General features: G+C 71.2%; 21 protein-coding genes. 9 read left to right on the top strand and 12 right to left on the bottom strand.

Going from position 1 to position 24,064, the window contains the following annotated elements:
* The first annotated feature begins 95 nt into the window (after positions 1 to 95).
* Entirely contained in the window at positions 96 to 890 is a 795-nt protein-coding gene (locus ACBJ59_RS39790) for an SAM-dependent methyltransferase (protein WP_364125290.1), read from the top strand.
* Positions 891 to 964: 74 nt separating this feature from the next.
* Here the strand turns inward: ACBJ59_RS39790 and ACBJ59_RS39785 are convergent, their stop codons facing one another.
* Positions 965 to 1,783, bottom strand: coding sequence for a DUF4253 domain-containing protein (locus ACBJ59_RS39785; RefSeq protein ID WP_364125288.1), 819 nt, complete (start codon positions 1,781 to 1,783; stop codon positions 965 to 967).
* Positions 1,784 to 1,892: 109 nt separating this feature from the next.
* On the opposite strand from ACBJ59_RS39785, the gene ACBJ59_RS39780 reads away from it, so the two are divergent.
* On the top strand, positions 1,893 to 2,471 hold the full coding sequence (locus ACBJ59_RS39780) for an HAD family hydrolase (RefSeq protein ID WP_375115299.1): 579 nt from the start codon (positions 1,893 to 1,895) through the stop codon (positions 2,469 to 2,471).
* 141 nt (positions 2,472 to 2,612) lie between these two features.
* Here the strand turns inward: ACBJ59_RS39780 and ACBJ59_RS39775 are convergent, their stop codons facing one another.
* Complete coding sequence (locus ACBJ59_RS39775) at positions 2,613 to 3,653, bottom strand: TIGR03118 family protein (protein WP_375115298.1); 1,041 nt, start codon at positions 3,651 to 3,653, stop codon at positions 2,613 to 2,615.
* Positions 3,654 to 3,881: 228 nt separating this feature from the next.
* Between ACBJ59_RS39775 and ppgK the strand changes: the two genes are divergently transcribed.
* The gene (gene ppgK / locus ACBJ59_RS39770) at positions 3,882 to 4,607 is read left to right on the top strand and encodes a polyphosphate--glucose phosphotransferase (RefSeq protein ID WP_375115297.1); all 726 of its coding nucleotides are present in this window, start codon (positions 3,882 to 3,884) and stop codon (positions 4,605 to 4,607) included.
* Between the two features lie 29 nt (positions 4,608 to 4,636).
* On the opposite strand, the gene ACBJ59_RS39765 is transcribed toward ppgK, so the two are convergent.
* Positions 4,637 to 5,080 carry a MarR family winged helix-turn-helix transcriptional regulator gene (locus ACBJ59_RS39765; RefSeq protein WP_375115296.1) on the bottom strand — a complete coding sequence of 148 codons (444 nt, stop codon included), beginning with the start codon at positions 5,078 to 5,080 and terminating at the stop codon, positions 4,637 to 4,639.
* A gap of 59 nt (positions 5,081 to 5,139) precedes the next feature.
* Here ACBJ59_RS39765 and ACBJ59_RS39760 point away from each other — a divergent pair, with 59 nt between their 5' ends.
* Positions 5,140 to 5,499, top strand: coding sequence for a VOC family protein (locus ACBJ59_RS39760; RefSeq protein ID WP_375115295.1), 360 nt, complete (start codon positions 5,140 to 5,142; stop codon positions 5,497 to 5,499).
* A 93-nt stretch (positions 5,500 to 5,592) separates the two neighbouring features.
* Entirely contained in the window at positions 5,593 to 9,465 is a 3,873-nt protein-coding gene (gene hrpA, locus ACBJ59_RS39755) for an ATP-dependent RNA helicase HrpA (RefSeq protein WP_375115294.1), read from the top strand.
* 103 nt (positions 9,466 to 9,568) lie between these two features.
* Here hrpA and ACBJ59_RS39750 read toward each other — a convergent pair whose 3' ends face one another.
* Positions 9,569 to 11,575, bottom strand: a complete 2,007-nt coding sequence (locus ACBJ59_RS39750; RefSeq protein WP_375115293.1) for a catalase — start codon at positions 11,573 to 11,575, stop codon at positions 9,569 to 9,571.
* A gap of 90 nt (positions 11,576 to 11,665) precedes the next feature.
* Between ACBJ59_RS39750 and ACBJ59_RS39745 the strand changes: the two genes are divergently transcribed.
* Complete coding sequence (locus ACBJ59_RS39745) at positions 11,666 to 12,319, top strand: HAD family hydrolase (RefSeq protein WP_375115292.1); 654 nt, start codon at positions 11,666 to 11,668, stop codon at positions 12,317 to 12,319.
* Here the strand turns inward: ACBJ59_RS39745 and ACBJ59_RS39740 are convergent.
* From ACBJ59_RS39740 to ACBJ59_RS39710, 7 genes are all read right to left on the bottom strand, one after another.
* Positions 12,312 to 12,635: a DUF5709 domain-containing protein gene (locus tag ACBJ59_RS39740; RefSeq protein WP_375115291.1), complete on the bottom strand. Its 324-nt coding sequence runs from the start codon at positions 12,633 to 12,635 to the stop codon at positions 12,312 to 12,314. The genes ACBJ59_RS39745 and ACBJ59_RS39740 overlap by 8 nt on opposite strands.
* A 33-nt stretch (positions 12,636 to 12,668) precedes the next feature.
* Positions 12,669 to 13,208 (bottom strand): hemerythrin domain-containing protein, encoded by a 540-nt coding sequence (locus ACBJ59_RS39735; RefSeq protein WP_375115290.1) that lies wholly within the window; start codon positions 13,206 to 13,208, stop codon positions 12,669 to 12,671.
* Positions 13,209 to 13,231: 23 nt separating this feature from the next.
* A complete protein-coding gene (locus ACBJ59_RS39730) occupies positions 13,232 to 14,773 on the bottom strand; it encodes a gamma-glutamyltransferase family protein (protein WP_375115289.1) in 1,542 nt (513 codons plus the stop codon).
* Between the two features lie 41 nt (positions 14,774 to 14,814).
* Positions 14,815 to 15,126 (bottom strand): MerR family transcriptional regulator, encoded by a 312-nt coding sequence (locus ACBJ59_RS39725; protein ID WP_375115288.1) that lies wholly within the window; start codon positions 15,124 to 15,126, stop codon positions 14,815 to 14,817.
* A gap of 54 nt (positions 15,127 to 15,180) precedes the next feature.
* Positions 15,181 to 15,612 carry an Hsp20/alpha crystallin family protein gene (locus ACBJ59_RS39720; RefSeq protein WP_375115287.1) on the bottom strand — a complete coding sequence of 144 codons (432 nt, stop codon included), beginning with the start codon at positions 15,610 to 15,612 and terminating at the stop codon, positions 15,181 to 15,183.
* Between the two features lie 114 nt (positions 15,613 to 15,726).
* Entirely contained in the window at positions 15,727 to 16,980 is a 1,254-nt protein-coding gene (locus ACBJ59_RS39715) for an MFS transporter (RefSeq protein WP_375115286.1), read from the bottom strand.
* A gap of 104 nt (positions 16,981 to 17,084) precedes the next feature.
* Complete coding sequence (locus tag ACBJ59_RS39710; RefSeq protein ID WP_375115285.1) at positions 17,085 to 18,818, bottom strand: ABC transporter ATP-binding protein; 1,734 nt, start codon at positions 18,816 to 18,818, stop codon at positions 17,085 to 17,087.
* 267 nt (positions 18,819 to 19,085) lie between these two features.
* Here ACBJ59_RS39710 and ACBJ59_RS39705 point away from each other — a divergent pair, with 267 nt between their 5' ends.
* The gene (locus ACBJ59_RS39705) at positions 19,086 to 20,321 is read left to right on the top strand and encodes an IS110 family transposase (RefSeq protein WP_375115387.1); all 1,236 of its coding nucleotides are present in this window, start codon (positions 19,086 to 19,088) and stop codon (positions 20,319 to 20,321) included.
* A 138-nt stretch (positions 20,322 to 20,459) separates the two neighbouring features.
* On the opposite strand, the gene ACBJ59_RS39700 is transcribed toward ACBJ59_RS39705, so the two are convergent.
* Entirely contained in the window at positions 20,460 to 21,488 is a 1,029-nt protein-coding gene (locus ACBJ59_RS39700) for a LacI family DNA-binding transcriptional regulator (protein ID WP_375115284.1), read from the bottom strand.
* 108 nt (positions 21,489 to 21,596) lie between these two features.
* Here ACBJ59_RS39700 and ACBJ59_RS39695 point away from each other — a divergent pair, with 108 nt between their 5' ends.
* Together ACBJ59_RS39695 and ACBJ59_RS39690 are read left to right on the top strand one after the other, a co-directional pair.
* The gene (locus ACBJ59_RS39695; protein WP_375115283.1) at positions 21,597 to 22,427 is read left to right on the top strand and encodes a hypothetical protein; all 831 of its coding nucleotides are present in this window, start codon (positions 21,597 to 21,599) and stop codon (positions 22,425 to 22,427) included.
* Positions 22,409 to 24,046 carry a PQQ-binding-like beta-propeller repeat protein gene (locus ACBJ59_RS39690; RefSeq protein WP_375115282.1) on the top strand — a complete coding sequence of 546 codons (1,638 nt, stop codon included), beginning with the start codon at positions 22,409 to 22,411 and terminating at the stop codon, positions 24,044 to 24,046. The genes ACBJ59_RS39695 and ACBJ59_RS39690 overlap by 19 nt, the downstream gene beginning before the upstream one ends.
* The last annotated feature ends 18 nt before the right edge of the window (positions 24,047 to 24,064 follow it).

Here is a 24,064-nt window from a genome sequence, read left to right as displayed (position 1 = left end):
TCCGAAAGGATCAGCTTTTCCCGAGATAGTGGGCGAGGGGAAAGGGGCAACACTCAATGCGTCAGCGTGCCATCCGAAACCTGGCGAAGCTGGAGATGACCCAAGCAAGAGTCACCCGGATTCTCGACGCCGCCGCGGGTGGGAAGAACAACTTCGTGGCGGACCGAGACGTCATGCGCCGCTACGACCAGGCCGCCCCCATCACGACGACCGCCGCACGGGCCGTGCTCCGATATTTGTGCCGTGTGGTCCGTCACCTGGCGACCGAGGGCGTGGACCAGTTCGTGATCGTCGGGAGTGGCGTCCCGAGCGGCCTGCCACCGGGCAGGCAGTTGCACGACGTGGCCCGTGACGCCCTGGGCGCCTCGGTGCCGCGGGTGGTCTACGTGGAGAACGACCCTATGGTGCTGGCCGGCGCGAGGGCGACCATCGAGCCCGTCACCGACCTCGTACGCGTTGTGGAGGGCGACGTGCGCGAGATCGACGACCTCCTCGACGACCGGGTCCTGCAGACGTTCCTCGACTGGGACCGGCCCATGGCCGTGTTGCTGCTGTCGGCCCACAGCCTGAACGACGACGAGTACTTCCATTACGTGATCAAGCGCATTCGGCAGGTGGTCCCGGAAAGGAGCTACCTGTCGTTACTGCAGACCACGTTCGACGCCATTCCGCCGGAGCTGCTGCCCGCCATTCACGACCTTTTGGCGATGACGCTGCCCGGTCAGGCGATTCGCACCCGGGAGGAGGTCAAGGCGTTGCTCGAAGGTCTGGTGCTGGTAGAGCCGGGGCTGGTGTGGGTTCCGGAATGGCGGCCCGACGGCCACGACATCGCCTGTGCGGAAGAGCCCGGCGCGTCGGGCAATTACGGGGCAGTGGCCCGGATTCCCTGACGGCGCGTCGACGGTTGCCGCGGGGGGTCCATCGGGACCCTCCGCAGGGATCGCAGCAGCGATCGGCTGGGACCTCAGTCCCACCAGAAGGACCAGGCGTGGCCGCCGATGAGCTGCTCGGCGTACGCCTGGAGGTCGCCCGGCCCCTGCACGACGTTGTCCGGGCAGAACGTCCAGTGTTCGGCCGCCACGTGTAACGCGTGCTCGGGATCGGCCGGCGGCGCCGCCACGCTCAGCTCCAGAGTGTTGAACCCGACGCTCACCACCCGCGCCCCGAACCGGTCCTCCCAGCTGCGCACCACCGCCGCCATCGGCACCATCCACTCGTTGTGGTGCAGCGCCCCCTGCCAGCCCATGACCGCCAGCGCGTCCGCGCTCCGGTCGGCGGCGACCAGGGCGAGCGGCATGCCCCTGGCGGCCAGCTCGCCCGCCAGCCAGTCGGCGACCGCCCCCGCGTCGGCCCGCGGCACGCCCGGGGCGGCCAGTCCGGGGCAGATCGCGCCGTACGGCTCCAGCTCGTCCAGGGCGTCCTGCGGCATCTGCGCCACCCACTCCTGCCACACCTCGGTCATGAACCCCTCGGCGGTGAAGTGGTCGATCTGGCGGGGGTCGTCCGGCACGATCTGCCCGATGCCCCAGGGCTGGGCCGACTCGTCCAGCAGGAGCGGCCACAGGCCGCTGTGCGGGTGCCACTCGCGCATCAGTTTCCAGTCCGCGCCGGAGACCGGCTCATCACTCATCCAGAACGCCGGCCGCGACGCCTCACCCTGCCTGGTGTAGCCGGGATCCGGCCAGACCACCTCACCAGGGGGGAGCTCCACGGGCAGCCTGCGCCCCCTGCCGCCGTCGGCGAACAGCCGGCACAGCTCGCGTGGCAGACGGAGATCGCTCATGCCCTACCGTTCCGATACCGAATCCTGTCTCGGAGATGGTAGTGCCGCCGGTCCCCTCAGCACCTGTGGGCTATGGACCGCTGTCGCGCGCGAGGCAGAATGGTGGGCTGTGATCCCCTTTGACGCTGTTCTGACGGACCTCGACGGCGTGCTGCGCCACTTCGACCACGCCGCGCAGGCCGACATCGAGGCCCGGTACGGCCTGCCCCTGATGAAGACGGCCTTCGACCCCGAGCTGATCACGCCTCCCACGCTCGGCCAGGTCAGCGAGGCGCAGTGGGCCGAGTCGATCGCCGTGGCGCTCGGCGGGGACGAGCGGGCCCGCCAGGCGGTGGACGAGTTCATCCGGATCCGCTTCTGGGTGGACGAGGAGGTCAGGGCGCTGCTGGCCCGGGTGCAGGAGCACGTACCGGTGATCATCGTGACCAACGCCATGGACACGCTGGAGGAGCACCTCGACCTGCTGGGGCTCACGTACTTCGCCGACGACGTGGTCAGCAGCGCCAGGGTCGGCGTGGCCAAGCCCGACCCGCGCATCTACCGGATCGCCGCGGAGCGCGCCGGGGCCGCGCCCGAGCGCTGCCTGTTCGTCGACGACCGGCTGCCGAACGTGGAGGCCGCCAGGGTGCTCGGCATGACCGGCGTGCACTACCGCACGCTCGCCGACCTGACGGCCGTCCTGGGCTGACCGGCCGGCCCGCCCGGAGATGTTGTTTCCGGCGCGGCTCGCGCCGGCCGCGCCGGAAACGCTGAGTGACCGCCGCCCCCCGCCGTTGTGGGCGAGCTGCGCTTCTCGCCAGGACAGGGGGCGGCGGCGACCGAGCGCCGGTCAGTACCCGCCGTAGGGATTCTGGGAGGGGGGCTGGGTATTGGGGGCGCTCGTCTGGTGGCCCGACGGATGGTTCGACGGGCTGCTGGACGGCGTGCCCGCGGCACCGTTCGAGCTCACCTTCGTGCCCTGCGGGGCGATGACGCCGATGAGGCCGTGCTTGGTCCCGTCGATGCCGGCGGAGAACCACAGGGAGCTCTCGCCGCCGGTGGCCGCGGTGCCGGGCTCGAGGTCCCAGAGGCCGGGCAGCACGATCGGCCTGCCGTCGGAGTTGCGCAGCGAACCGAGGTGACGGCCGCGCTTGTAGGCGTGTACGGTGCCGTCGCCGAAGTTGCCGACCAGCAGCGCGCCGGCGTACTGGCCCCAGCCCTTGGGCGCGGCGGTCAGGCCCCAGGGGGCGTTGAGCCCGACCCTGGAGATGCGGCCGGTGAGCCGCCCGTCGGCACTGAAACGGCTCACGAAGCCCTTGCCGGCGCCGAAGACGGGCTTGCCGGTGGACTGGTCGCGCAGGGCGTAGGCGACCCAGATGTTGCCGTTGGCGACCGCGACGTTGTAGGCCTTGTAGGTCGAGGGGACGGCCGGGTCCCTGAACTGCCAGCGGCGCAGGGGGATCCGCCGGAAGTCCTCGTCGAAGGCGTGGACGCGCCCGCCGGCGAAGTCGGCGGCCAGCAGGAAGGCGCCGTCCTCGGTCTCAACGAGCTCCAGCCCCTTGTAGTCGGCGCCGCGGGTGAAGGCCGCGATGATCGCGTTGGCCGGGTCGACCTCCGCGTTCCAGCCGGTGATGGCGCCGCTCGGGCTGGAGAAGATGAACGTGGCGGGCTTGCCCTTCACGGTGAAGCCGTCGCCGGGGTTGAACACCTGACCCGTCGGGGCTCCGCCCGGGATGGCCACCTCGGTCTGCTCCTTCTTGCCCGTGCCGGAGTAGACGGTGGCACTGCCGGTGCCGGTGTTCGAGACCCACAGAGTCTTGCCCATGGCCAGGCCCCACGGGTTGACGACCTTGGGGTCGGTGACCGGGGCTTTGCCCTTGACATCCGACACAAGGTTGATGACGTCGAATCGAGTCCTGGTGGTGGCGTGTGCGGGAGTGGTGAGAGTCGCTCCCAGAACGACCGCAACAGCGCAGAGTGTGATGATGCGTGGCCGCATCCGTTGCCTCCTAGTTAGCGCTTGTGACGCGAGATACGTGGAGGGTGGGAGGCGGGTTCAGTCGGGCCCGCAAATATCGGGTCGGGAGTTTTCCGCGCCTGGCGGGGGAGAGGGAGAACCATGAACGTCTTGGGCATCGACATCGGCGGCTCCGGCATCAAGGGTGCGCCGGTCGACACGAAGGCCGGTGAGCTGCTGGAAGAGCGGCTGCGCGTCCCCACGCCGCACCCGTCGGGGCCCGACGAGGTGGCCGGGGTGGTGGCCTCGATCGTCGAGCATTTCAGCTGGAACGGTCCGGTCGGGGTCACGTTCCCCGGTGTCGTGGTGAACGGCGTGGTCAGGTCGGCCGCCAACGTGGACCGCTCGTGGGTCGGCGTGGACGCCTCCCGGCTGTTCGGCGGTGCGACGGTGCTGAACGACGCCGACGCGGCGGGCCTGGCCGAGGTGCGGTTCGGACGGGGGCGCGGGCTCAAGGGGTCCGTGCTGCTGCTGACGTTCGGTACGGGCATCGGCAGCGCGCTGTTCACCGACGGGGTGCTGGTGCCCAACACCGAGCTTGGGCACCTGCAGCTGCACGGCAAGGACGCCGAGCATCGCGCCTCGGCGCGGGTCAGGGACGAGCACGGGCTCAGCTGGGAGAAGTGGGCCGAGCGGGTGGAGGAGTACCTGCGGCACGTCGAGATGCTGTTCTCGCCGTCGCTGATCCTGATCGGCGGGGGTGCGAGCAAGAAGGCCGAGAAGTTCCTGCCGTACGTCCATCTCGACACGCCCGTGGAGCCCGCCGCCCTGCAGAACGAGGCGGGCATCATCGGCGCCGCCCACGCGGCCGCCGCCGCCCGCGCGTAGCCGGCCTGGGTCATGGGTGTGCGGCCGGGTCAGCCCCGGCCGTCGGCCGACAGCGCGTCGGCCATGCTCTCCAGCTGGTCCAGGAGCACCCTGGCCTGGGCCGGGCCCAGCACGGCCGTCATGCGGCGCTCGATCGCCAGCACGTCGGCCGTGGCCGCCTCCAGGAGCCGTTCCCCGGCGGGCGTCAGCCGGGTCGGCAGCGCGCGCCCCGACGGAGCCGTCGCGGGCCGCTCCACCAGCCCGGCGTCCTCCAGGTTCCGCAGCAGCACGTTCATCGACTGCCGCGTCACGAACGCCCCGCGCGCCAGCTCCGCGTTCGACAGCCCGGGTCGCCGGCCGAGCAGGTCCAGGCACGCGAACTGCGGTGTCGTGATCCCGTGCGCGCGCAACGCGCCGTCCATGGCCGCGCGCAGGGCGGCCTGCACCCGCTTGAGCTGGTAGCCGACGGTACGGCCGAGGTCTTCTTGCTTCATGTCAGTATTCTGACATATGGTCCTCAAGTCAGATTCCTGACATATGACAAGGAGCAGCCATGACCGTCACCGGAGTCGACTTCATCGCCCTGCAGGTTCGCGACCTCGCCGGGGCCGCCGAGTTCTACGAGACGCGCCTCGGGCTCAAGCGCGCCCCTGTCGCCCCGCCGCACGCGGTCGTGTTCGCCACAGAGCCCATCCCCTTCGCCGTCCGCGAGCCGCTCCCCGGCGTGGAGCTGCCGCAGCGGCCCGGCACGGGCGTGGCGCTCTGGCTCAAGGCCGGCGACGCGCAGCAGCTGCACGACGAGCTGCGGGAGGCGGGCGTGCCGATCGTGACCCCGCCCGTCGACGGCCCCTTCGGGCGTACGTTCTCCTTCGCCGACCCCGAGGGTTACGTGATCACCATTCACGATCGCTAGACACGGCGTTATTGGGATGCGAGGAGTGGGCGTTGTCGGGCAGCATGGGCGGTTGGCTCCGGGGATGCGGGGCTCAAATATCCTGATAGCAGTATGGGAACGCCTTCGTTGTCCTCTCCACTCGCCGAGCTCCAGTCTCGCCTGCCCGACCTCATGCCGCGCGACCAGCGGCGGCTGCGGCGCAGGCTCGACGGCATGCGCCGGGTGCGCTCCCGCGACGCGCGGGACAAGATCGTCGCTGAGATCCTCGCCGACCTGGAGCGGGCCGAGCAACGACTGGCGCGGCGCCGCGAAGCCGTGCCGGTGGTGAAATATCCGGAAAACCTGCCTGTCTCCCAGCGTAAAGACGACATCCTCGAAGCCATCCGCGACCACCAGGTCGTGATCATCGCGGGCGAGACGGGCTCCGGTAAGACCACCCAGATCCCCAAGATCTGCCTGGAGCTGGGCCGGGGCGTACGCGGGCTGATCGGTCACACCCAGCCCCGCCGCATCGCCGCCCGCACGGTCGCCGAGCGCATCGCCGAGGAGCTCGGCACCGGCCTCGGCGAGGTGGTCGGCTACAAGGTCCGCTTCACCGACCAGGCGAGCGAGCGCACCCTGGTCAAGCTGATGACCGACGGCATCCTGCTGGCCGAGCTGCAGAACGACCGCATGCTCGACCAGTACGACACGCTGATCATCGACGAGGCCCACGAGCGCAGCCTCAACATCGACTTCATCCTCGGCTACCTGAAACAGCTCCTCCCCAAGCGCCCCGACCTCAAGGTGATCATCACCAGCGCCACGATCGACCCCGAGCGGTTCTCCCGCCACTTCGACGACGCGCCGATCGTCGAGGTGTCGGGGCGCACCTACCCGGTCGAGGTGCGCTACCGGCCGCTGGACGAGGACGACGACCAGACGCAGGGCATCGTGGACGCCTGCCGCGAGCTGACGGGGGAGGGCCCCGGCGACATCCTGGTGTTCCTGTCGGGCGAGCGGGAGATCCGCGACGCCGCCGACGCCCTGGCCAAGGCCGAGTTCCGCAACACCGAGATCCTCCCGCTCTACGCCCGCCTGAGCGCCGCCGAGCAGCACCGCGTCTTCCAGCGCCACACCGGCCGCCGCATCGTGCTGGCCACCAACGTCGCGGAGACCTCGCTCACGGTCCCCGGCATCAAATACGTGGTCGACCCCGGGTTCGCCCGCATCTCCCGCTACAGCCACCGCACCAAGGTGCAGCGCCTGCCGATCGAGGCCATCTCGCAGGCCAGCGCCAACCAGCGCAAGGGCCGCTCCGGGCGCACGTCCGACGGCATCTGCATCCGGCTCTACGAGGAAGAGGACTTTCTCAGCCGGCCGGAGTTCACCGACCCCGAGATCCTGCGCACCAACCTGGCCTCCGTCATCCTCCAGATGACCTCGATCGGGCTGGGCGACATCGAGGCCTTCCCGTTCGTCGAGCCGCCGGACCGCCGCCAGGTCAAGGACGGCGTCAACCTGCTGCACGAGCTGGGCGCGTTCGACGCCCAGGGCAAGCTCACCGGCGTCGGCCGCAAGCTGGCGCAGCTGCCCGTGGACCCCCGCCTGGGCCGCATGGTGCTCGAGGCCGAGAAGAACGGCTGCCTGCGCGAGGTCATGGTCATCGCCGCCGCCCTGTCCATCCAGGACCCGCGCGAGCGCCCCTCCGACAAGCAGCAGCAGGCCGACGAGAAGCACCGCCGCTTCGCCGACCCCGAGTCGGACTTCATGGCCTACCTCAACCTGTGGAACTACCTGCGCGAGAAGCAGAAGGAGCTGTCGTCCAGCGCCTTCCGGCGGTTGTGCAAGGCCGAGTTCCTCAACTACCTGCGCGTGCGGGAGTGGCAGGACATCTACAGCCAGGTCCGCCAGTCGCTCGGCGCCCAGCCCAACAGCCAGGACGCGCAGCCGTACCACGTGCACATCTCCCTGCTGGTCGGGCTGCTGTCGCACATCGGCGTCAAGGACGTCATGGACAAGCAGCGCGGCCAGGACGGCCGCAGGCCGATCCAGGAATACCTCGGGGCCCGCAACGCCCGCTTCGCCGTCTTCCCCGGCTCGGCGCTGGCCAGGAAGCAGCCGCAGTGGCTCATGTCGGCCGAGCTGGTCGAGACCTCGCGCCTGTGGGCCCGGGTCAACGCCAAGATCGAGCCCGACTGGGTCGAGCCGCTCGCGCAACACCTGGTCAAGCGCACCTACTCCGAGCCCCACTGGGAGAAGAACCAGGGCGCCGTGATCGCCCTGGAGAAGGTCACCCTCTACGGCGTGCCGCTCGTGGTCGGCCGCAAGGTCAACTACGGGCGCATCGACCCCGACCTGTCGCGCGAGCTGTTCATCAGGCACGCGCTGGTCGAGGGCGACTGGGACACCCACCACCGCTTCCTCAAGGACAACCGCCGGCTGCTCGAAGAGGTCGAGGAGCTGGAGAACCGCGCTCGCCGCCGCGACATCATGGTGGACGACGAGGCGCTCTACGACTTCTACGACCAGCGCGTACCGGCCGACGTGGTCTCGGCCCGCCACTTCGACTCGTGGTGGAAGAAGGCCGCGCAGGAGCAGCCCGACCTGCTCACGTTCTCGCCGGAGATGCTGGTCAACGAGGGCGCCGACGTCAGCACCCGTGACTACCCCGACACCTGGAAGCAGCTCGGGCAGCGGATGAAGCTGACCTACCAGTTCGAGCCCGGGGCCGACGCCGACGGCGTCACCGTCCACGTGCCGCTCCAGGTGCTCAACCAGGTCAGCTCCGACGGCTTCGACTGGCAGATCCCCGGGCTGCGTGAAGAGCTGATCACCGCGCTCATCCGGTCGCTGCCGAAGAATCTGCGCCGCAACTTCGTGCCCGCCCCCAACTACGCCAAGCAGGTCCTGGCCGGGGTCGAGCAGGGCGGGGAGCCGCTGCTGGCGGCCGTGGAGCGCGAGCTGCTGCGGCTGACCGGCGTACGCGTGCCGCGCGAGGCCTGGCAGCTCGACCAGGTGCCCGACCACCTGCGCATCACCTACCGGGTGATCGACGAGCGCAGGCGCACGGTGGCCGAGGACAAGGACCTCGACGCGCTCAAGCGCCGCCTCGCGCCGCGCCTGCGCCAGACGCTCTCCCAGGCCGGCGACGACCTGGAGCAGACGGGCCTGCACACCTGGAGCTTCGGCACGCTGCCCAAGGTGTTCGAGCAGGGCCGGATGAAGGGCTATCCGGCCCTGGTGGACGCCGGCGACTCGGTCTCCATCAAGATCTTCGAGACGCAGGCCGAGCAGCGCCGCTCCCACTGGCCGGGCGTGCGCCGCCTGCTCCTGCTCAACGTCACCAACCCGGCCAAGTCCCTGCTCGGCGGCCTGTCCAACCAGGCCAAGCTGGCCCTGTCACGCAGCCCGCACGGCGGGGCGGTGGCGCTGTTCGACGACGTGGTCAACGCGGCCGTGGACAAGCTGATGCTCGACGTCGGCGGCCCGGCCTGGGACCCGGTCGGCTTCGACCGCCTCTACCAGCACGTGCGGGCGAACCTGTACGGCACGGCGAAGGACGTGCTGGCGCGGGTGGAGCAGATCCTGAGCGTCTGGCACGAGGCCGGCGCCCGCCTCGACGCCCTGCGGCCGAGCGCGTCGACCGACGACGTCAGGGAGCAGCTGGCCAGACTCGTGTACGCGGGCTTCGTGACGGCCACGGGTCACCGGCGGCTGCCGGACATCCTGCGCTACATCCGGGCCATCGACCGCCGCCTGACGAAGCTCCCTGAGGAGCCGTGGCGGGACCAGGAGTGGATGGACCGGGTGCACAAGGTCGAGGACGACTATCACGACCTGCTGGAGAAGCTGCATCCGGCGCGGCGCGGGGACGCGGACGTGGTGGAGATCCGGTGGATGATCGAGGAGCTGCGGGTGAGCTTCTTCGCCCAGACCCTCGGCACCCCGACCCCCGTGTCGGAGAAGCGGATCGGGAAGACGATGGAGAAGCTCGCACCGTGAAGACGATCGGCCGGTGAAGACGATCGGCCCGTGAAGACGATCGGCCCGTGAAGACGATCGGCCGCCTCCGCCGGGAGCGGAGGCGGCCGATCGGTAAAGCTGATCACGCGGGAACGCTGGACACGTCCCGCTCGTAGAAGCGGTGCCCCGCCACCGCCTGCGCGAAGGCCGTCGCGATGTCGTCCCCCACGAACACCCCGACGTCGTTGGGCAACTGCGCGGCCTCCACCAGTTGCCGACCTGAGCCCACCGCGCCGATGGCCTTGTTGTGCCGGAACGCCTCCAGCAGGAAGAACCGCGCCCGCCCCATCGAGGCCAGCGCCGCCCCGTCCGCCGCCACCACGGCGTCGTAGATGACGGAGTTGGCCGCGCTCAGCTGGCGGTCCACCGGGAGGCCGCCGACCTCGCCCTCGTGCGGGGCCACGATCTCGCAGATCGCCCCCTGTCCCTCCAGGGCCTGGCGCAGGGAGGTGACGGCGGCGGCGTCGGCCCCGTCGCCCATGAGGACGGCGATCTTGCGGGTGGCGACGCTGCGCGGCTGGTCGGTCATGCTGAGCGCGGGCGAGGCGTTCGCGTGCACCGGGCCGCCCCCGGCCGGCGCCGGGAGGCCAAGCCCCCGGGCCACCTGGGCGCCCAGGTCCGGGTGGATCCTGCCCAGATGGGTGACCATGGCCTCCTTGATGTGCTTGCGCTCGACGTGCCCGAGCTCGAACAGGTACGCGGCCACGATGTGCTGCTTCTCCCAGTCCGCCATGCTGTTCCAGAACAGGGTGGCCTGGCTGTAGTGGTCCTCGAAGCTGGGGCTGCGCATCCGGATCTTGGAGCCGTCCACCTTCTCCTGGTGGTGCCGGTAGCCGTCCATGGCCGCCGGGCAGCCGCCGCTGATGGAGTTCGGGGCGTAGCTGGTGCGCGACTCGTGGATCTGGTGCTGGTGGAAGCCGTCGCGCTGGTCGTTGCGTACGGGGGCGATCGGCCGGTTGATCGGGATCTGCGGGAAGTTGGGCCCGGCCAGGCGCAGCAGCTGGGTGTCGAGGTAGGAGAAGTTCCTGGCCTGCAGCAGCGGGTCGTTGCTGAAGTCGATGCCCGGCACCAGGTTGGCCGTGTGGAAGGCCACCTGCTCGGTCTCGGCGAAGAAGTTCTGCGGGTTCCGGTTGAGCGTCATCTTGCCGATGGGCCGCAGCGGCACCTGTTCCTCAGGGATGATCTTCGTGGCGTCGAGCAGGTCGAAGTCGAAGTCGTGCTCGCGCGACTCGGGCACGAGCTGCACGCACAGCTCGTACTCGGGATAGACGCCGCGCTCGATCGCCTCCCACAGGTCACGGCGGTTGTAGTCGGGGTCGTTCCCCTGGATGCGCAGCACCTCGTCCCACACCAGCGAGTACGTCCCCAGCACCGGCCGCCAGTGCCACTTGACGAAAGTCCCCTGCCCCGCGGCGTTCACCAGCCGGAACGTGTGCACCCCGAACCCCTGCATCATCCGGTAGCTGCGCGGGATCGCCCGGTCGGACATCAGCCACATGACCATGTGCAGCGACTCCGGCTGGAGCTGGACGAAGTCCCAGAACGTGTCGTGCGCCGACTGCGCCTGCGGGATCTCGTTGTGCGGCTCCGGCTTGACGGCGTGCACGAAGTCGGGGAACTTGATGCCGTCCTGGATGAAGAAGACCGGGAAGTTGTTGCCGACGAGGTCGAAGTTGCCCTGCGTGGTGTAGAACTTCGTGGCGAAGCCGCGCACGTCGCGTACGGTGTCGGCCGAGCCGCGCGAGCCCGCCACGGTCGAGAAGCGCACGAAGGTCGGCGTCTTCACCGTGGTGTCGTTCAGGAACGCCGCGGTGGTCAGGTCGCCGAGGGGCTCGTACAGCTCGAAGACCCCGTACGCGCCGGCGCCCCTGGCGTGCACCACCCGCTCGGGGATGCGCTCGTGGTCGAAGCGGGTGATCTTCTCACGGAAGTGGAAGTCCTCCATGATCGTGGGCCCGCGTGTGCCCGCCTTGAGCGAGTTGTCGGTGTCGTCGACCGGAACGCCCTGGTCGGTGGTCATGTTGAGATCGTCGAGGGGTACACGGTGCTCGTCGAGCTGACGGTCCTTCGCGTCGCGCTCTGGTTGCATGGAAAAATCCCCCTTGCAGGTATTTGTCCGGGCTGTGGTCTAGTGCCCGGATGAATGAGGTGAAACAGGGTTTGCCGAGCAGGGGGATCGATGATCAAGACAGTGGTGCTCGACGTCGGGGAGACGCTGATCGACGAGACGCGCATCTGGAGCCGCTGGGCCGGCCGGCTGGGCGTCAGCCCCTTCGTGCTGATGGGCGCGCTCGGCGGCATGGCCGCCCTGGACCGGCCGCACGGCGACGCCTTCCGGCTCGTCCGCCCCGGCTTCGACCTCGCCGCCGAGGAGGCCGCCTGGGAGCGGGACGACCCCACCGGCCTGCGCAACCACTTCGACGCCGACGACCTCTACCCCGACGTGCGCGAGGCCCTGGCCGGCCTCCGAGCGGCCGGGTACCAGGTGATCATCGCCGGGAACCAGCCGCGGCGGGCCTTCGACGCGCTGGTCGCCATGGACCTGCCCGCCGACTCCGTGCACACCTCCGAGGGATGGGGCGTCTCCAAGCCGGATCCCGGATTCTTCGCCAAGGTCGCGGCGGTCGCCGGGCGCGAGCCGGCCGAGATCCTCTACGTGGGGGACCGGCTCGACAACGACGTGCTGCCGGCCGCCGCGGCGGGCATGCGGACCGCGCTGCTGCGCCGCGGCCCGTGGGGCTACCTGCATGCCGAGCGCCCCCAAGCAGCGGCCGCCGACGTGATCGCCGACGGCCTGCATGCTCTTCTCCCCGCCCTGGGACGGCTCATGTGAGATTTTCGTCGGGATCGATGCGGACCGCCCGCTCCTCCGCCGACAGGTCGTCGGAGTCGTCGCCCCAGTCCTCGCCGATCTCCTCGTCGTCCCGGTCCGGCTCCAGCCCCTCGTCCGGCTGGGTCAGCCGGTGCTTGGAGCGGGGTTCGCGCAGCCGTTCCGGAGCCTCGCGGCGCAGGCGCTCGTCGAGCGTGTCCCTGTGCTGCGGGTCGTCCTCGGCGACTTCATGAGTGAGGCCGAGATCGTCGGTCCACTCCTCGACCTCGATCTCCTGCTCGTCGCTCATGCCGTACCGGTTCGGAGGTGTTTCGGTCATACGCGCCCCCTACCCAGGGAACGGCCCGGAATCCTATGACTTGGCGTGCCTTAGGGCCTGCTCCAACTCTTCCTTGCCCATATGGGACCTGCCGGGAATGTCGGCCTTCTGTGCCTGCTCGTACAGCTCGGCCTTCGTGGCGCCGTCGCCCGTGCCGGACAGGGCCTGCAGCTCCTCGGCCCTGCGCTGCTTGAACGCCCGGCCGAGCTGCTCCAGCTCCTTCGCGCCGGCCGACTTCTTCAGCGAGGGCAGGATCTTGGTCTCCTCCTCCTCGACGTGGTGGGTGACGGAGGCGATGAGCTCGTCGAGCGTCTTGGTGAACTCCGCCGAGCCGGGCTCCGCGCGTACGAGGGAGTCGAGGAGGACCTCCGCCTCCTTGTGCTCCTCGACGCTGTGGTGCGCGTCGATGCCCGGATAGACGCGGTCCTCCTCGGCGCGCGCGTGCGCGATCAGGAGGGCGTGCAGCTCGGCGACGGTGGCCTTCTGATCGCCCTGCTTCTTCTTGAGCCGCTCGAAGAGGCCTTCCACGACTCTGTGGTCCTGGGTGATGAGAGTGATGACATCGGTAGCCATGGTGACGCTAGCTACCCGGACGGTCACCGTCCAATCGCTGAGCCGACGAGCGAGCGCGGGTCGGCCGCCCCCGCCAGCATTCCGTCCGGCCGCAGGTCGATGACGTGCGCGTGGCCGAACGAGCTCCCGTACGGCAGCGCCGCCACCCGGTGCCCGAGCGCCGTCAGGCCGTCGGCCCAGCCGCCGCCCTCCTCCAGGTCGAGGACCGCGTCGTCGGGCGCCTCCCAGGTGTCGAACCCGGTGCCGCCGGTGCCCAGCCGCCAGCGCGGCGCGGAGATCGCCTGCCCGGGCTCCTCACCGTGCCGCAGCAGCCTGGTGATGACCTGCAGCAGGATCTGGGGCTGCGCGTCGCCGCCCATCGTGCCCACCACGGACCTGAGCGTGCCGTCGGGGCGGGTGATGAGCGCCGGGGTCAGGGTGTGGGGCGGGCGCCGCCCGGGGCCGTACTCGGCGGGGTGGCCGGGCTTGAGTGAGAAGCCGATGCCGCGGTTGTGGAGGTTGATCCCGGTACGCGGCTCGAACACCATGCTGCCGAACCCCGACGCGTTCGACTGGATCAGCGACACGCCCATGCCGTCGCCGTCCACCGCGCACAGGTACGTCGTGTCGCCCCGCTCGGTCTGCCCCCGCAGCCGCAACCGTGACCGGGAGTCGATCAGTGCCCGTCGCCCGGCGATCTCGGCCGGGTCGAGCAGGTCCTTGGCGTCCTCGTGCAGCACGTCGAGCCGGTCGTGCCCGGCGACCCTGGCGGCCTCGGCCAGCAGGTGGGCCCAGGCGGGATGGTGCGGGGAGGCGGGCAGGTCGAGGCCCTCGGCGATGGCGAGGGACATCAGCAGCAGGTAACCCTGCGAGTTGGGCGGCATCGACCAGACGTCGTGGCCGGACGAGCGCGCCTTGAGCGGCTCGACCCAGTCGGCGCCGGGCGCGGCCAGGTCGGCCTCGGTGTATTCGCCCGCGCCCAGCTCGATCAGGCCCTGGCCGAACTCGCCCAGATAGAAGCCGTCCCGGCCGCGCTCGGCCACGGCCTGGAGCGCGCGGGCCACGCCGGGCCTGGTCAGGCGGTCGCCCGCGGCGCGTACGGGGGCGAAGTCGGAGCCGCCCGGACGGCGGGCCGCGTTCCTGGCGCCGGCCACCATCAGCGGCGAGGCGGGGAACCCGTCGCGGGCCAGCCGGATCGCCGGCGCGAGCAGGTCGGGCATGGGCAGGCGGCCGTGCCGGGCGTGCAGCGCGAGCCAGCCGTCCACGCAGCCGGGCACCGTCACCGACCTGATGTCGTGCAGGTGGGGCATGCGCGCGTGGCCCTCGGCACGCAGCCGGGCGGGATCCGCGCCGGAACCCGCCCGGCCGGAGGCGTTGAGCGCGCTCACGCCGCCGTCGTGGACGAGGGCGAACAGGTCGCCGCCCAGGCCGCACATGTGAGGGGCGACGACGGTGAGCACGGCGTTGGCGGCGATGGCCGCGTCCGCTGCCGACCCGCCGCGGTCCAGCGTCGCCAGCCCGGCCCCCGAGGCCAGGTGGTCGACGCTGCACACCATGCCGGAGGGCGCGTATCTGGTGTTGTGCACGTCCAAGAGAGTACGCGCCCCCGCCCGGCACCCGCTCGGGCTCACCCCTGGTCGCGCAGCCGCGCCAGCGCCTCCTTGAGCTGGTGGCGCAGTGTGGCGACCTCCCGCTCCAGCTCCAGGATGCGGCGGATGGCGATCAGCGTCATGCCCTCCTCGGCCATCCGCGTGACGTGCTGGACGATGATGATGTCGCGCCGCGAGTAACGCCGCTGGCCGCCGCTCGACCGGCTCGGCCTGATGACGTCGTGCTGGTCGAGCCGCCGCAGGAAGGCATGCTGGACCTGCAGCATCTCCGCCACCTGCCCGAGCGAGTAGAGAGGCGCGTGCTCGTCGTCGAAGGGCAGGTCCGGCATCTCGCTGGTCTCCTCGTGGCTCGGGGGCGGGGGTGCCCGCCCCCGGACCGCGCGTCAGGCCTTGATGGCCTTGGTGTCGCCGCGCTGGATCGCCACCTTGCGCGGCTTGGCCCGCTCCAGGACCGGGATGCGGACGGTGAGCACGCCGTTGGCGTAGCCCGCGTCGATCTTGTCGCTGTCGAGGTGCTCCGACAGGTAGACACGCCGGGTGAACGTGCCCATGGTGCGCTCGCGGACGAACAGCCGCTCGTCCTCCGCGACCTCCTCCTCGCGCCGTGCGCTGACGCTGAGGACGCCGCGGTCGACCGTCACCTCGATGGAGTCGGGGTCGATGCCGGGCAGGTCGAACCGCAGCAGCACGTCGTCCGCGCGGCGCAGGCCGTCCATCGGCATCGCGGCGGCGCCGTTGTCGAAGGTCTGGCGGGCCAGGCGGTTGAACTGCCGCTCGAACTCCTGGACGAACGGATCGATCGAGGTCAACAACATTTTTTCCACCCTCCTCGCTAGATGCTCGGATGCAGCTAACCTCCAAGTTCAGTTGTATGTTAGCTGCTCACCCGTATGCAACCAAAGAGGGGTAAGGAAGAATTCCCGGTTAGGTCAGGCGTTCTCGAGGCGGGGCCGCACCCTGACGGCCTGCCTGATCGTCCGGCCGGACAGCCGGGCCAGCGCCACCGCCGCGAGCAGCGACGCCGCCACGCAGGCCACGCCGCCGATCTCCAGCGCGATCCGCGGGCCGAGCGTGTCGCTGAGCCGACCGAGCAGCGGCCCGCCGAGCGCGCCCGCCCCGGCGCTGACGATGGACAGGGCCGCGATCACCCGGCCGCGCATCGCCTCCGGGCTGTCGAGTTGCGCCCTGGCGGAGACGGTGGTGTCCAGGGCCACCGCGCCGGCCGCGATCGGCAGCATCATGGCCGCGAACGCCCACAGCGACGGCATCAGCCCGCTCAGGGCCTGCGCCACCCCGGTCACGAACGCCATCACCAGCAGCAGCCGGATCGTCAAGTGGGGCCGGGTGGCGGCCAGGAAACCGCCCATTACCGTGCCGACGGCGAAGACCGTGGACAGCAGGCCGTACCCGCCGGCGCCCGACTCCAGAGGCCCGGCGCTCATGGCCGCCATGGTGACCTGGTAGTTGCGGCCGACGCTGCCCGAGACGAACCAGAGGGCGAGGACCACCAGCAGCCACGGGGTGCGCAGCACGTACCGCAGGCCGTCGAGCACGGCGCCGGGCTGCCGCTCGGCGGCGGCCAGCACGTGGAACTCCGCGCGCCGCATGCCGGCGACGGCCGCGATCACCACGAAGAAGCTGGCGGCGTTGATCACGAACAGCCCGCCGTTGCCCGTGATCGGCAGCAGCGCGCCCGCCAGGCTCATGCCCAGGATGCGGCCGGCGGAGCTGAGTATCGAGCCGAGCGCCATCGCGTTCGGCAGGTCGGCGGGCGGCACGACCTCGGCGCCGAACCGGCCGAGCGCGGGCCCGCCGAGCGCGGTGACCACCCCGCCGGCCAGCGCCACGCCGTAGATGGGCAGCACGGAACGCACGTCGGTGAACGCGATGACCGCCAGCGCGGCCGCGAGGGCGGCCTGCGCCACCTGGGCGGCGATCACGACGGGCCGGCTGGGCAGCCGGTCGGCCAGCGCCCCGCCCCACATCCCCAGCAGCAGCGTCGGCAGCGCCTGCATGACGAGGCTCAGCCCGACGCTGGTCGCCGACCCGGTCAGCGTGAGGATGAGCCAGTTGACGCCCAGCACCTGCATCCAGGTGCCGGTGACGGAAACGATGTCAGCTCCCGCCCAGAGCCGGTAATTGTGATGACGCAGGGCTCTGAACGTGGAGGAGGAGGGAGACAAAACGGGTCCTTGCCTTGGGGATGCACCGGGGGAGCAAACACCCTTTTCCCGGGACCGGATTCCGGTCTGGCCGGAATGTGAGGCAAGACACGTTTGAAAGTGGATTAGACGAGTTCCAGGGGCTGGTCGCGGCTGACCAGGGCCGCGTAGTGGCCGCCGCGGGCCATCAGCTCGTCGTGGGTGCCGCGCTCGACGACCCGTCCGTGGTCGAGCACGACGATCTGGTCCGCGTCGCGGACGGTGGACAGGCGGTGGGCGATCGTGATCGTCGTACGGCCCCGCGCCAGCGCGTCCAGCGCCTCCTGCACGGCCCGCTCCGTCTGCGTGTCGAGGGCGCTGGTGGCCTCGTCGAGGATCAGCACCGGCGGGTCGCGCAGCAGCGTGCGGGCGATGGCCAGGCGCTGCTTCTCGCCCCCGGAGAAGCGGTAGCCGCGCTCGCCCACCACGGTGTCGTAGCCGTCGGGCAGCGAGGCGATGTGGTCGTGGATGCGCGCGGCCCGCGCCGCCGCCTCCAGCTCCTCGTCGGTGGCCGACGGGCGGGCGAAGCGCAGGTTGTCCGCGATCGAGGCGTGGAACAGGTACGTCTCCTGCGACACCACGCCCACCGCGTCGCTCAGCGTCTCGAACGTCAGCTCCCGCACGTCCACCCCGTCGATCGTGATCCGCCCGCCGGTGACGTCGTAGAGCCGGGGCAGCAGGTAGCTCAGCGTGGTCTTGCCCGAGCCCGTCTCGCCCACGATGGCCAGGCTGGTGCCCGCCGGCACGGTGATGTCCACGCCGGTGAGCGTGGGGGCGTCGCCGTACGAGAAGTCGACCTCCTCGAAGCGGACCTCGCCGCGCACGTCCTCCAGCGCCCGCCGGCCGGGGTGGAGGTCCACCGGCAGGTCCAGGTACTCGAAGATCCGCCCGAACAGCGCCAGCGAGGTCTGCACCTCGACCCCGAGCCGCAGCAGCGAGACCGCCGGCCGGAACAGGCCCGCCTGCAACGTCGTGAACGCCACCAGCGTGCCCACGGAGACGGACCCGGTGTGGCCGACGGCCCAGTAGATCATCGCGGGCATCGCGGCCATGACGAGCTGGATGGACGACTGCCGCCAGCGCCCGGCCATGCTGGTGCGCACGCCGAGCTCGGCCAGCTCGTCGGAGGCCCGGCCGAAGCGCTCGGTCAGCTCGGCCGAGCGGCCCATCGTACGGCCCAGCAGGATCCCGCTGATCGACAGCGACTCCTGCACCATGGACGCGATGCTCGCCAGCTTGCGCTGCCGCTCGGAGGTGATGCGCTTGCGCTCGGAGCCGACCTTGCGGCTGATCCACACGAAGACCGGCAGCAGCACGAGCGAGACCACCGTCAGCCGCCAGTCGAGCGCGAGCATCGCGACGATGGTGGCGAGCACGGTGGTGAGGTTGGAGACGATGGCGGCGGCCGTCGAGGTGACGACCGACTGCATGCCGCCGATGTCGTTGGCGATGCGCGACTGCACCTCGCCGGTCCGCGTCCTGGTGAAGAACGCCATCGACATGCGCTGCAGGTGGCCGTAGACCGCGATGCGCAGGTCGTGCATGACCCGCTGGCCCACGGTGGTGGAGACGAGCGTCTGCAGCACGTCGAACACCGTCGTCGTGACCGCCACGAGGATCATGCCCAGGGCCAGCAGCGTGAGGAGCCCGGTGTCCCGGGCCGGGATCGCCACGTCCAGCACCTCGCGCAGCAGGAAGGGCGAGGCCAGCGACACCAGCGAGGAGAGCAGGATGAGCGAGCCCACCACGGCCAGGCGGCCACGATAGGCGCCGAACAGTTTGACGATGCGCCCCAGTGGCGCGCGTGGTTCCTCCGCCAAGTGGGTCTCCTAATGAGTCCTGGGAGTAAGCCATCCGGCAGACTCCGTGGTGGATGGTGGCCGCCGGCAGGTGAGCACTCGGGTGTCCTGGACGTCGAGTCCTGATGAAAGACCGTGCCCCTGCCGGTTGGTCGGGAGAGTTGATCGCTGATGGGATGTCGTGCCCGCCCGCATGCGGCGTGAGCACTGCTTCATTAGGTCGCAGATGCCTCTCCCACGGGCTGCTGACCAGCGGGAACGAAGACATCGACGGGAGGAACTGTGCGGCTGTTCGTGGGAGACGACTGGGCCGAGGACCACCACGATGTGGAGCTGATGGACGCCACCGGCGCGCGGCTGGCCAAGGCCCGACTGCCGGAGGGGGTGGCGGGCATGGCCCGGCTGCACGCGATGATCGCCGAGCAGCTCGGCCCGGACATTGAAGATGAGGAGGAAGCCGCCCGTCAGGTGCTGATCGGCATCGAGACCGACCGGGGCCCGTGGGTGCAGGCGTTGGTGGCGGCCGGCTACCAGGTGTTCGCGGTCAACCCGCTGCAGGCCGCCGACTACCGCAAGCGGCATAAGGTGTCGGGCGCCAAGAGCGACGCCGCCGACGCGCACGTGCTGGCCGACATGGTGCGCACCGACGCCCACCAGCTGCGTGCTGTGGCCGGCGACAGCGACCAGGCCGAGGCCATCAAGGTGGTCACCCGCGCGCACAAGACGCTGATCTGGGAGCGCACCCGGCAAACCCAGCGGCTGCGGCACGCACTGCGCGACTACTTCCCCGCCGCCCTGGCCGCCTTCGACGACCTGGATGCACCCGAAGCCCTCGACCTGCTGGCCCGGGCGGCCGATCCTGCCGCCGCCGCAAGGCTGACGATCAGCCAGATCAGCGCGGCGCTCAAGCGGGCCGGCCGCCGCGGCGACCTGGCCGCCAAGGCCGCGCCGATCCAGGCCGCCCTGCGCACCGAGCACCTGGGCCAGCCCGAGGTGGTCACCGCCGCCTACGCTGCCTCCGCCCGCGCCCTGATCGCCGTCCTTGCCACCCTGAACCAGCAGGTCGCGGCCCTGCACAAGGAGGTCGAGGCGCATTTTGGGCAGCACCCGGCCGCTGAGATCATCTGCTCCCAGCCGGGACTGGGACCGATCCTCGGTGCCCGGGTGCTCGCAGAGTTCGGCGATGACTCCCAGCGGTATGCCAGTGCCAAGGCGCGTAAGAACTACGCCGGCACCAGCCCGATCACCCGGGCCTCGGGCAAGAAGAAGGTCGTCGCGGCCCGCTACGTGCACAACGACCGGCTGATCGACGCCTTGCTCACCCAGGCGGCCACTGCCGTCCGCGTCTCGCCCGGCGCCCGCGCCTACTACGACAAGCAACGGGCCCGCGGCGCCGACTACAACGCCGCCCTGCGCCAGGTCGCCAACCGGCTCGTCGGCATCCTGCACGGCTGCCTCAAGACCGGCGCCCTCTACGACGAGGCAACCGCCTGGTCGCATCACGCCGAATCGCTTGCTGCTTGACAACTAAAGCTCCTGGGATGTCTTTCAGGGCGGGGGGTGATGCCCTTGTAACAAATGAAACAAACGTGTAACGCTGCTTGCCATGAGCAGCAGAACACGAGTCAACATGGCAGTCAACCGATGTAACAAATGAAACAGTCAGCGCGGGACCGGCCCTGTCGAGCCGCGCACGACCAGCTCGGTGCCCAGCGAGACGTGCAGCGCCTCCAGGGTGTGCCTGCTGAGCAGCCGCATCAGCAGCGTGACCGCCATCCGGCCCATCTCCTCCAGCGGCTGGCGCACCGTGGTGAGGGCGGGCGAGGCCGCCCTGCTCACGTCGATGTCGTCGAAGCCCGCCACCGACAGGTCGCCGGGCACGCCCAGCCCCCGCTCGGCCGCCGCCCGCAGCGCCCCGACCGCCATCTTGTCGTTGAACGCCACCAGCGCCGTCGGCCGCCGCGGCAGGTCCAGCAGCTCGCAGGCCGCCCGGTAGCCGTGCTCCATGCTCGGCTCCGGCACGTTGCGCAGCAGCTCGGGCGCCGGGAGCACCCCGGCGTCGGCCAGCGAGGCGGTGTAGCCGGCCAGCCTGGCCTCGCTGGGCAGCCAGCGCACCGGGCCGCCGATGATCCCCACCCGGCGGTGGCCCAGCTCCACCACGTGCGCCATCAGCTTGCGACCGCCCGCGAAGTGCGCGGCCGACACGGCCACGATGTCCTTGGGGGGCGGCGTCCTCGGGTCGATCACCACGAAGGGGAAGCCGCGGTCGCGCAGGCGTACGAGCTCGTCGCCGGGCTCCGGCGGCAGGATCAGGATCGCGCCCGCGACCCCCGGGCGGTCGGGGAGCCCGGGCAGCACCGCGCTCCCCTGGGCCGCCTCCCCGGCGCCGAGGATCATCTGCCGGCCGTGCAGCTCGATGGTCTCGCCCACCGAGGAGACGATGAGCCCGAAATAGTCGGTCAGCACGTAGGGGCAGCGCACGTAGACGGCGCCGCCCGGGGCGTCGGGCGCCGCGCGGGGCCTGGGCGCCTGGTCGCCGAGCCGGCCGACGGCGCGCAGCACCAGCTCGCGGGTGTGCGGGGCGACGTTGGACTGGCCGTTGAGCACGCGCGAGACGGTGGCGATGGACAGGCCGGTCTCGGCCGCGACGTCACGCACTGTCGCGCGCGCCCTGCCCTCCCTGGCCGCCATCGCACACTCCCCGCTCGGGCTGTGCCGCCAGGATATTCACCGGGCGAAGCCGATCTCCACCTCAACGGATTCTCACCGGACGTATTCGGTGCGTTACATTGAGTTCTCGTGCCGGAAAAGGATGAGCCCGAAGGCGGAAAGCGGACCAAGATCCTGCTATGGGCCGGTGGGATACTCACCGCCGTCATCACGGCGTGGGCGACCGACGCGCTCAGCCTGATCGTCCGGCCGGCCGACCTGCTCGGCCTCGGCAAGCCGGCGCTGCGTGCCACGGTGCTGCCCGCCACCGGCCGCAACCCGCACCTGGCCGTGCCCGCCCTGCCCGTGACGCCGCGGGACCGGGCGATCTTCCTGACCGGCCGCTTCGACGACCCCGCCTTCCTCGACCTGGCCGGGCGGCTGGGCGGCGCCTGGGTGGAGTGGATGCGCGTGCGCGTGGTGTTCGAGGCCGACCGCGCCCCCGTCCGCATCACGGACGTACGCGTGAAAGAGGTCACCGGCGACCGGCCGAACATCACCGGCGCCTTCGTCGAGTTCCCCAGCGAGACGGCGGAGCGGAACCCGCAGCTCACCGTGGACCTCGATGCTCCCCGCAAGTTCTTCACCAGCGCGGGCAAGCCCGGACCGCCCTACTTCGGCCGGCAGAGCCTGTCACTGCAACAGGGCGAGCAGACCGAGCTCGGCCTCGAGATCCGCGCCGGAGCCCGCAGCCACGCGTTCAACCTGGAGGTCGAATACGTGCCCGGCGGCGGCGACCGGGCGGAGCGCATCACGGTCACCGATCAGGCGGGACGCCCGTTCCGGGTCACCGGCGCCCCCGAGCGCCACACCGGCTACGGCACGGTCTACCTCAACACCGGCGCGGGGCTGCGGGCCGCCACCGGCCGGGCGGCCTGCGAGTTCTTCGAGCCGGACCGGGCATGCGGCTCCGGGCGCTGATCGCCGGCGCGCTCGTCCTCGCCTGCGCCGCCGGCAGCCGGGCGGCCGGGCCGGAGCGGGCGGGGCTCACCGCCGCCTGGAGCGTCGAGCTGGGGCCGCTGGGCGACGAGGGCATCGACCTCCACGTGCCCACGGCGACGATCCGCGGGCGTCACCTGCTGGCCGTACGATCCGCCCGGCCGCGCTCCGTCCGCGTCCACGACGCCGGGACGGGGCGGCTGGTGAGCACCTTCCCGCTGGCCGAGCCTCCGCTCGGCGCCACGATGGACGTGCGGTTCGTCGGGGAGTCCCTCGCCGTGCGCGTCGACGAGGGGACCGGGCAGCGCATCAGCCTGCACGACCCGCTCACCGGCACAACGACGTGGTCACGCGCGCTCCCGTACGCCAGGGCCTCGGCCCTGACGCCCACCGGCATCGCCTGGGCCGCGCACGACGGCCTGCGCGGGATCGACCCGGCGACCGGCCGCGACACGTGGACCCTGCCGTGGCCGCCGGGCTGTGCCCCACCTGATCTGATCGGTGCCGGCCTTCCCGTCCTCGCCGCGGACTGCCGCGGCAAGGGGGTTCTGCGCGGCGTGGACCCGCGCACCGGACAGGTGGCCTGGGCCCATGAGGTCCCCGGCGCGCCCGAGCAGATCCTCAACACCGAGGTCTCGTCCACGGGGCTGATCACCGCCTCGATCGACGGGCTCCTCACCGTCCTCGACTCCCGCGGCCGGCTCGTCGCGCGGGTGCCGGACACCTTCCCGCAGGTCGCCAGGACGACGGCGGTGCACGCCGGCGCGCTCACGCTGGTCGTCCACAGCGTGGCCGGCGCCCGGCTGATCACCGCGCTGCGCGACGGGCGGGTCGCCTGGCGGACTTCGCTGAGGCCGCGCACGGGAGCGGAGAGCCTCGAGGACCACCTGCCCGGCGCCGGCCATCTGACGGCCCGCCACGCGGTGGGAGAGCTTTTCAGCGGGCTCGAACCCGGCCTGGTCGAGGTCATCTCCCTGGCCGACGGGACACGGGCCGTGCTGCGCCTGCCGGTCGCCCAGCGGGCCGCGTCCGTCGTCGGCTCCACCGCGCGCGACGTGCTCGTGTACGAGATCCATCCCGGTGGTGGCCGCCTGACCGCCTACACCTTCCACGGGCGGACCGGGCTGCCGCCGTCGTTGCCCGTGCCGCCCGGGAGCTGGCCCGACGCGTGCGCGCTCCTCGGCCCGGCGGCGCCGCCCGGGTACCTCCCGGTCCCGGGCACCGGCGGGCATCTGGGGCTGCGCTGGCCGCGGCCGAGCACGTGCACGTTCGTCCCGCCGGACGACGCCGGGGCCCAGGTGCGGGTGGCCATCACGTGGGTCGCCGCGACGGAGGCCGACGTCCGGCTGCTGGCCGCCACGAAGGCCGCCGCGGACCCGGCGGTGCTGCGGCTCGGCGAAGGGGCCTACCTCGGCTCGGAACCCGACCGCGCCGACCGGCGTACGTACGCGTGGGCGACGGGCGGCCGGATCCTGGCCGCCGTCCAGGCCGTCGGCGACCCGGCCCTGACCCGGCGCACGGCCCTGGCGGTCGCCGCCCGCCTCCGCACCGCTGGCCCGGCACACAGTCCTGGCGGTCGCCGGCCGCCTGCGCAGCGCTGACGCGACGCACGGCCCTGG

The organism is Nonomuraea sp. MTCD27 (genome assembly GCF_041950495.1).
Classification (GTDB): Bacteria; Actinomycetota; Actinomycetes; order Streptosporangiales; family Streptosporangiaceae; genus Nonomuraea.
Note: the sequence above shows the minus strand (reverse complement) of the source record. Positions and strands in the feature narration are given on the sequence as shown.

Excerpts from the sequence above, each read along its gene's own strand:
- ppgK (WP_375115297.1), top strand. The coding sequence starts at position 3,882 with ATGAACGTCTTGGGCATCGACATCGGCGGCTCCGGCATCAAGGGTGCG.
- ACBJ59_RS39785 (WP_364125288.1), bottom strand. The coding sequence starts at position 1,783 with ATGAGCGATCTCCGTCTGCCACGCGAGCTGTGCCGGCTGTTCGCCGAC.
- ACBJ59_RS39745 (WP_375115292.1), top strand. The coding sequence starts at position 11,666 with ATGATCAAGACAGTGGTGCTCGACGTCGGGGAGACGCTGATCGACGAG.
- ACBJ59_RS39720 (WP_375115287.1), bottom strand. The coding sequence starts at position 15,612 with ATGTTGTTGACCTCGATCGATCCGTTCGTCCAGGAGTTCGAGCGGCAG.
- ACBJ59_RS39750 (WP_375115293.1), bottom strand. The coding sequence starts at position 11,575 with ATGCAACCAGAGCGCGACGCGAAGGACCGTCAGCTCGACGAGCACCGT.
- hrpA (WP_375115294.1), top strand. The coding sequence starts at position 5,593 with ATGGGAACGCCTTCGTTGTCCTCTCCACTCGCCGAGCTCCAGTCTCGC.
- ACBJ59_RS39790 (WP_364125290.1), top strand. The coding sequence starts at position 96 with ATGACCCAAGCAAGAGTCACCCGGATTCTCGACGCCGCCGCGGGTGGG.
- ACBJ59_RS39735 (WP_375115290.1), bottom strand. The coding sequence starts at position 13,208 with ATGGCTACCGATGTCATCACTCTCATCACCCAGGACCACAGAGTCGTG.
- ACBJ59_RS39760 (WP_375115295.1), top strand. The coding sequence starts at position 5,140 with ATGACCGTCACCGGAGTCGACTTCATCGCCCTGCAGGTTCGCGACCTC.
- ACBJ59_RS39765 (WP_375115296.1), bottom strand. The coding sequence starts at position 5,080 with ATGAAGCAAGAAGACCTCGGCCGTACCGTCGGCTACCAGCTCAAGCGG.
- ACBJ59_RS39740 (WP_375115291.1), bottom strand. The coding sequence starts at position 12,635 with ATGACCGAAACACCTCCGAACCGGTACGGCATGAGCGACGAGCAGGAG.
- ACBJ59_RS39725 (WP_375115288.1), bottom strand. The coding sequence starts at position 15,126 with ATGCCGGACCTGCCCTTCGACGACGAGCACGCGCCTCTCTACTCGCTC.
- ACBJ59_RS39700 (WP_375115284.1), bottom strand. The coding sequence starts at position 21,488 with ATGGCGGCCAGGGAGGGCAGGGCGCGCGCGACAGTGCGTGACGTCGCG.
- ACBJ59_RS39690 (WP_375115282.1), top strand. The coding sequence starts at position 22,409 with ATGCGGCTCCGGGCGCTGATCGCCGGCGCGCTCGTCCTCGCCTGCGCC.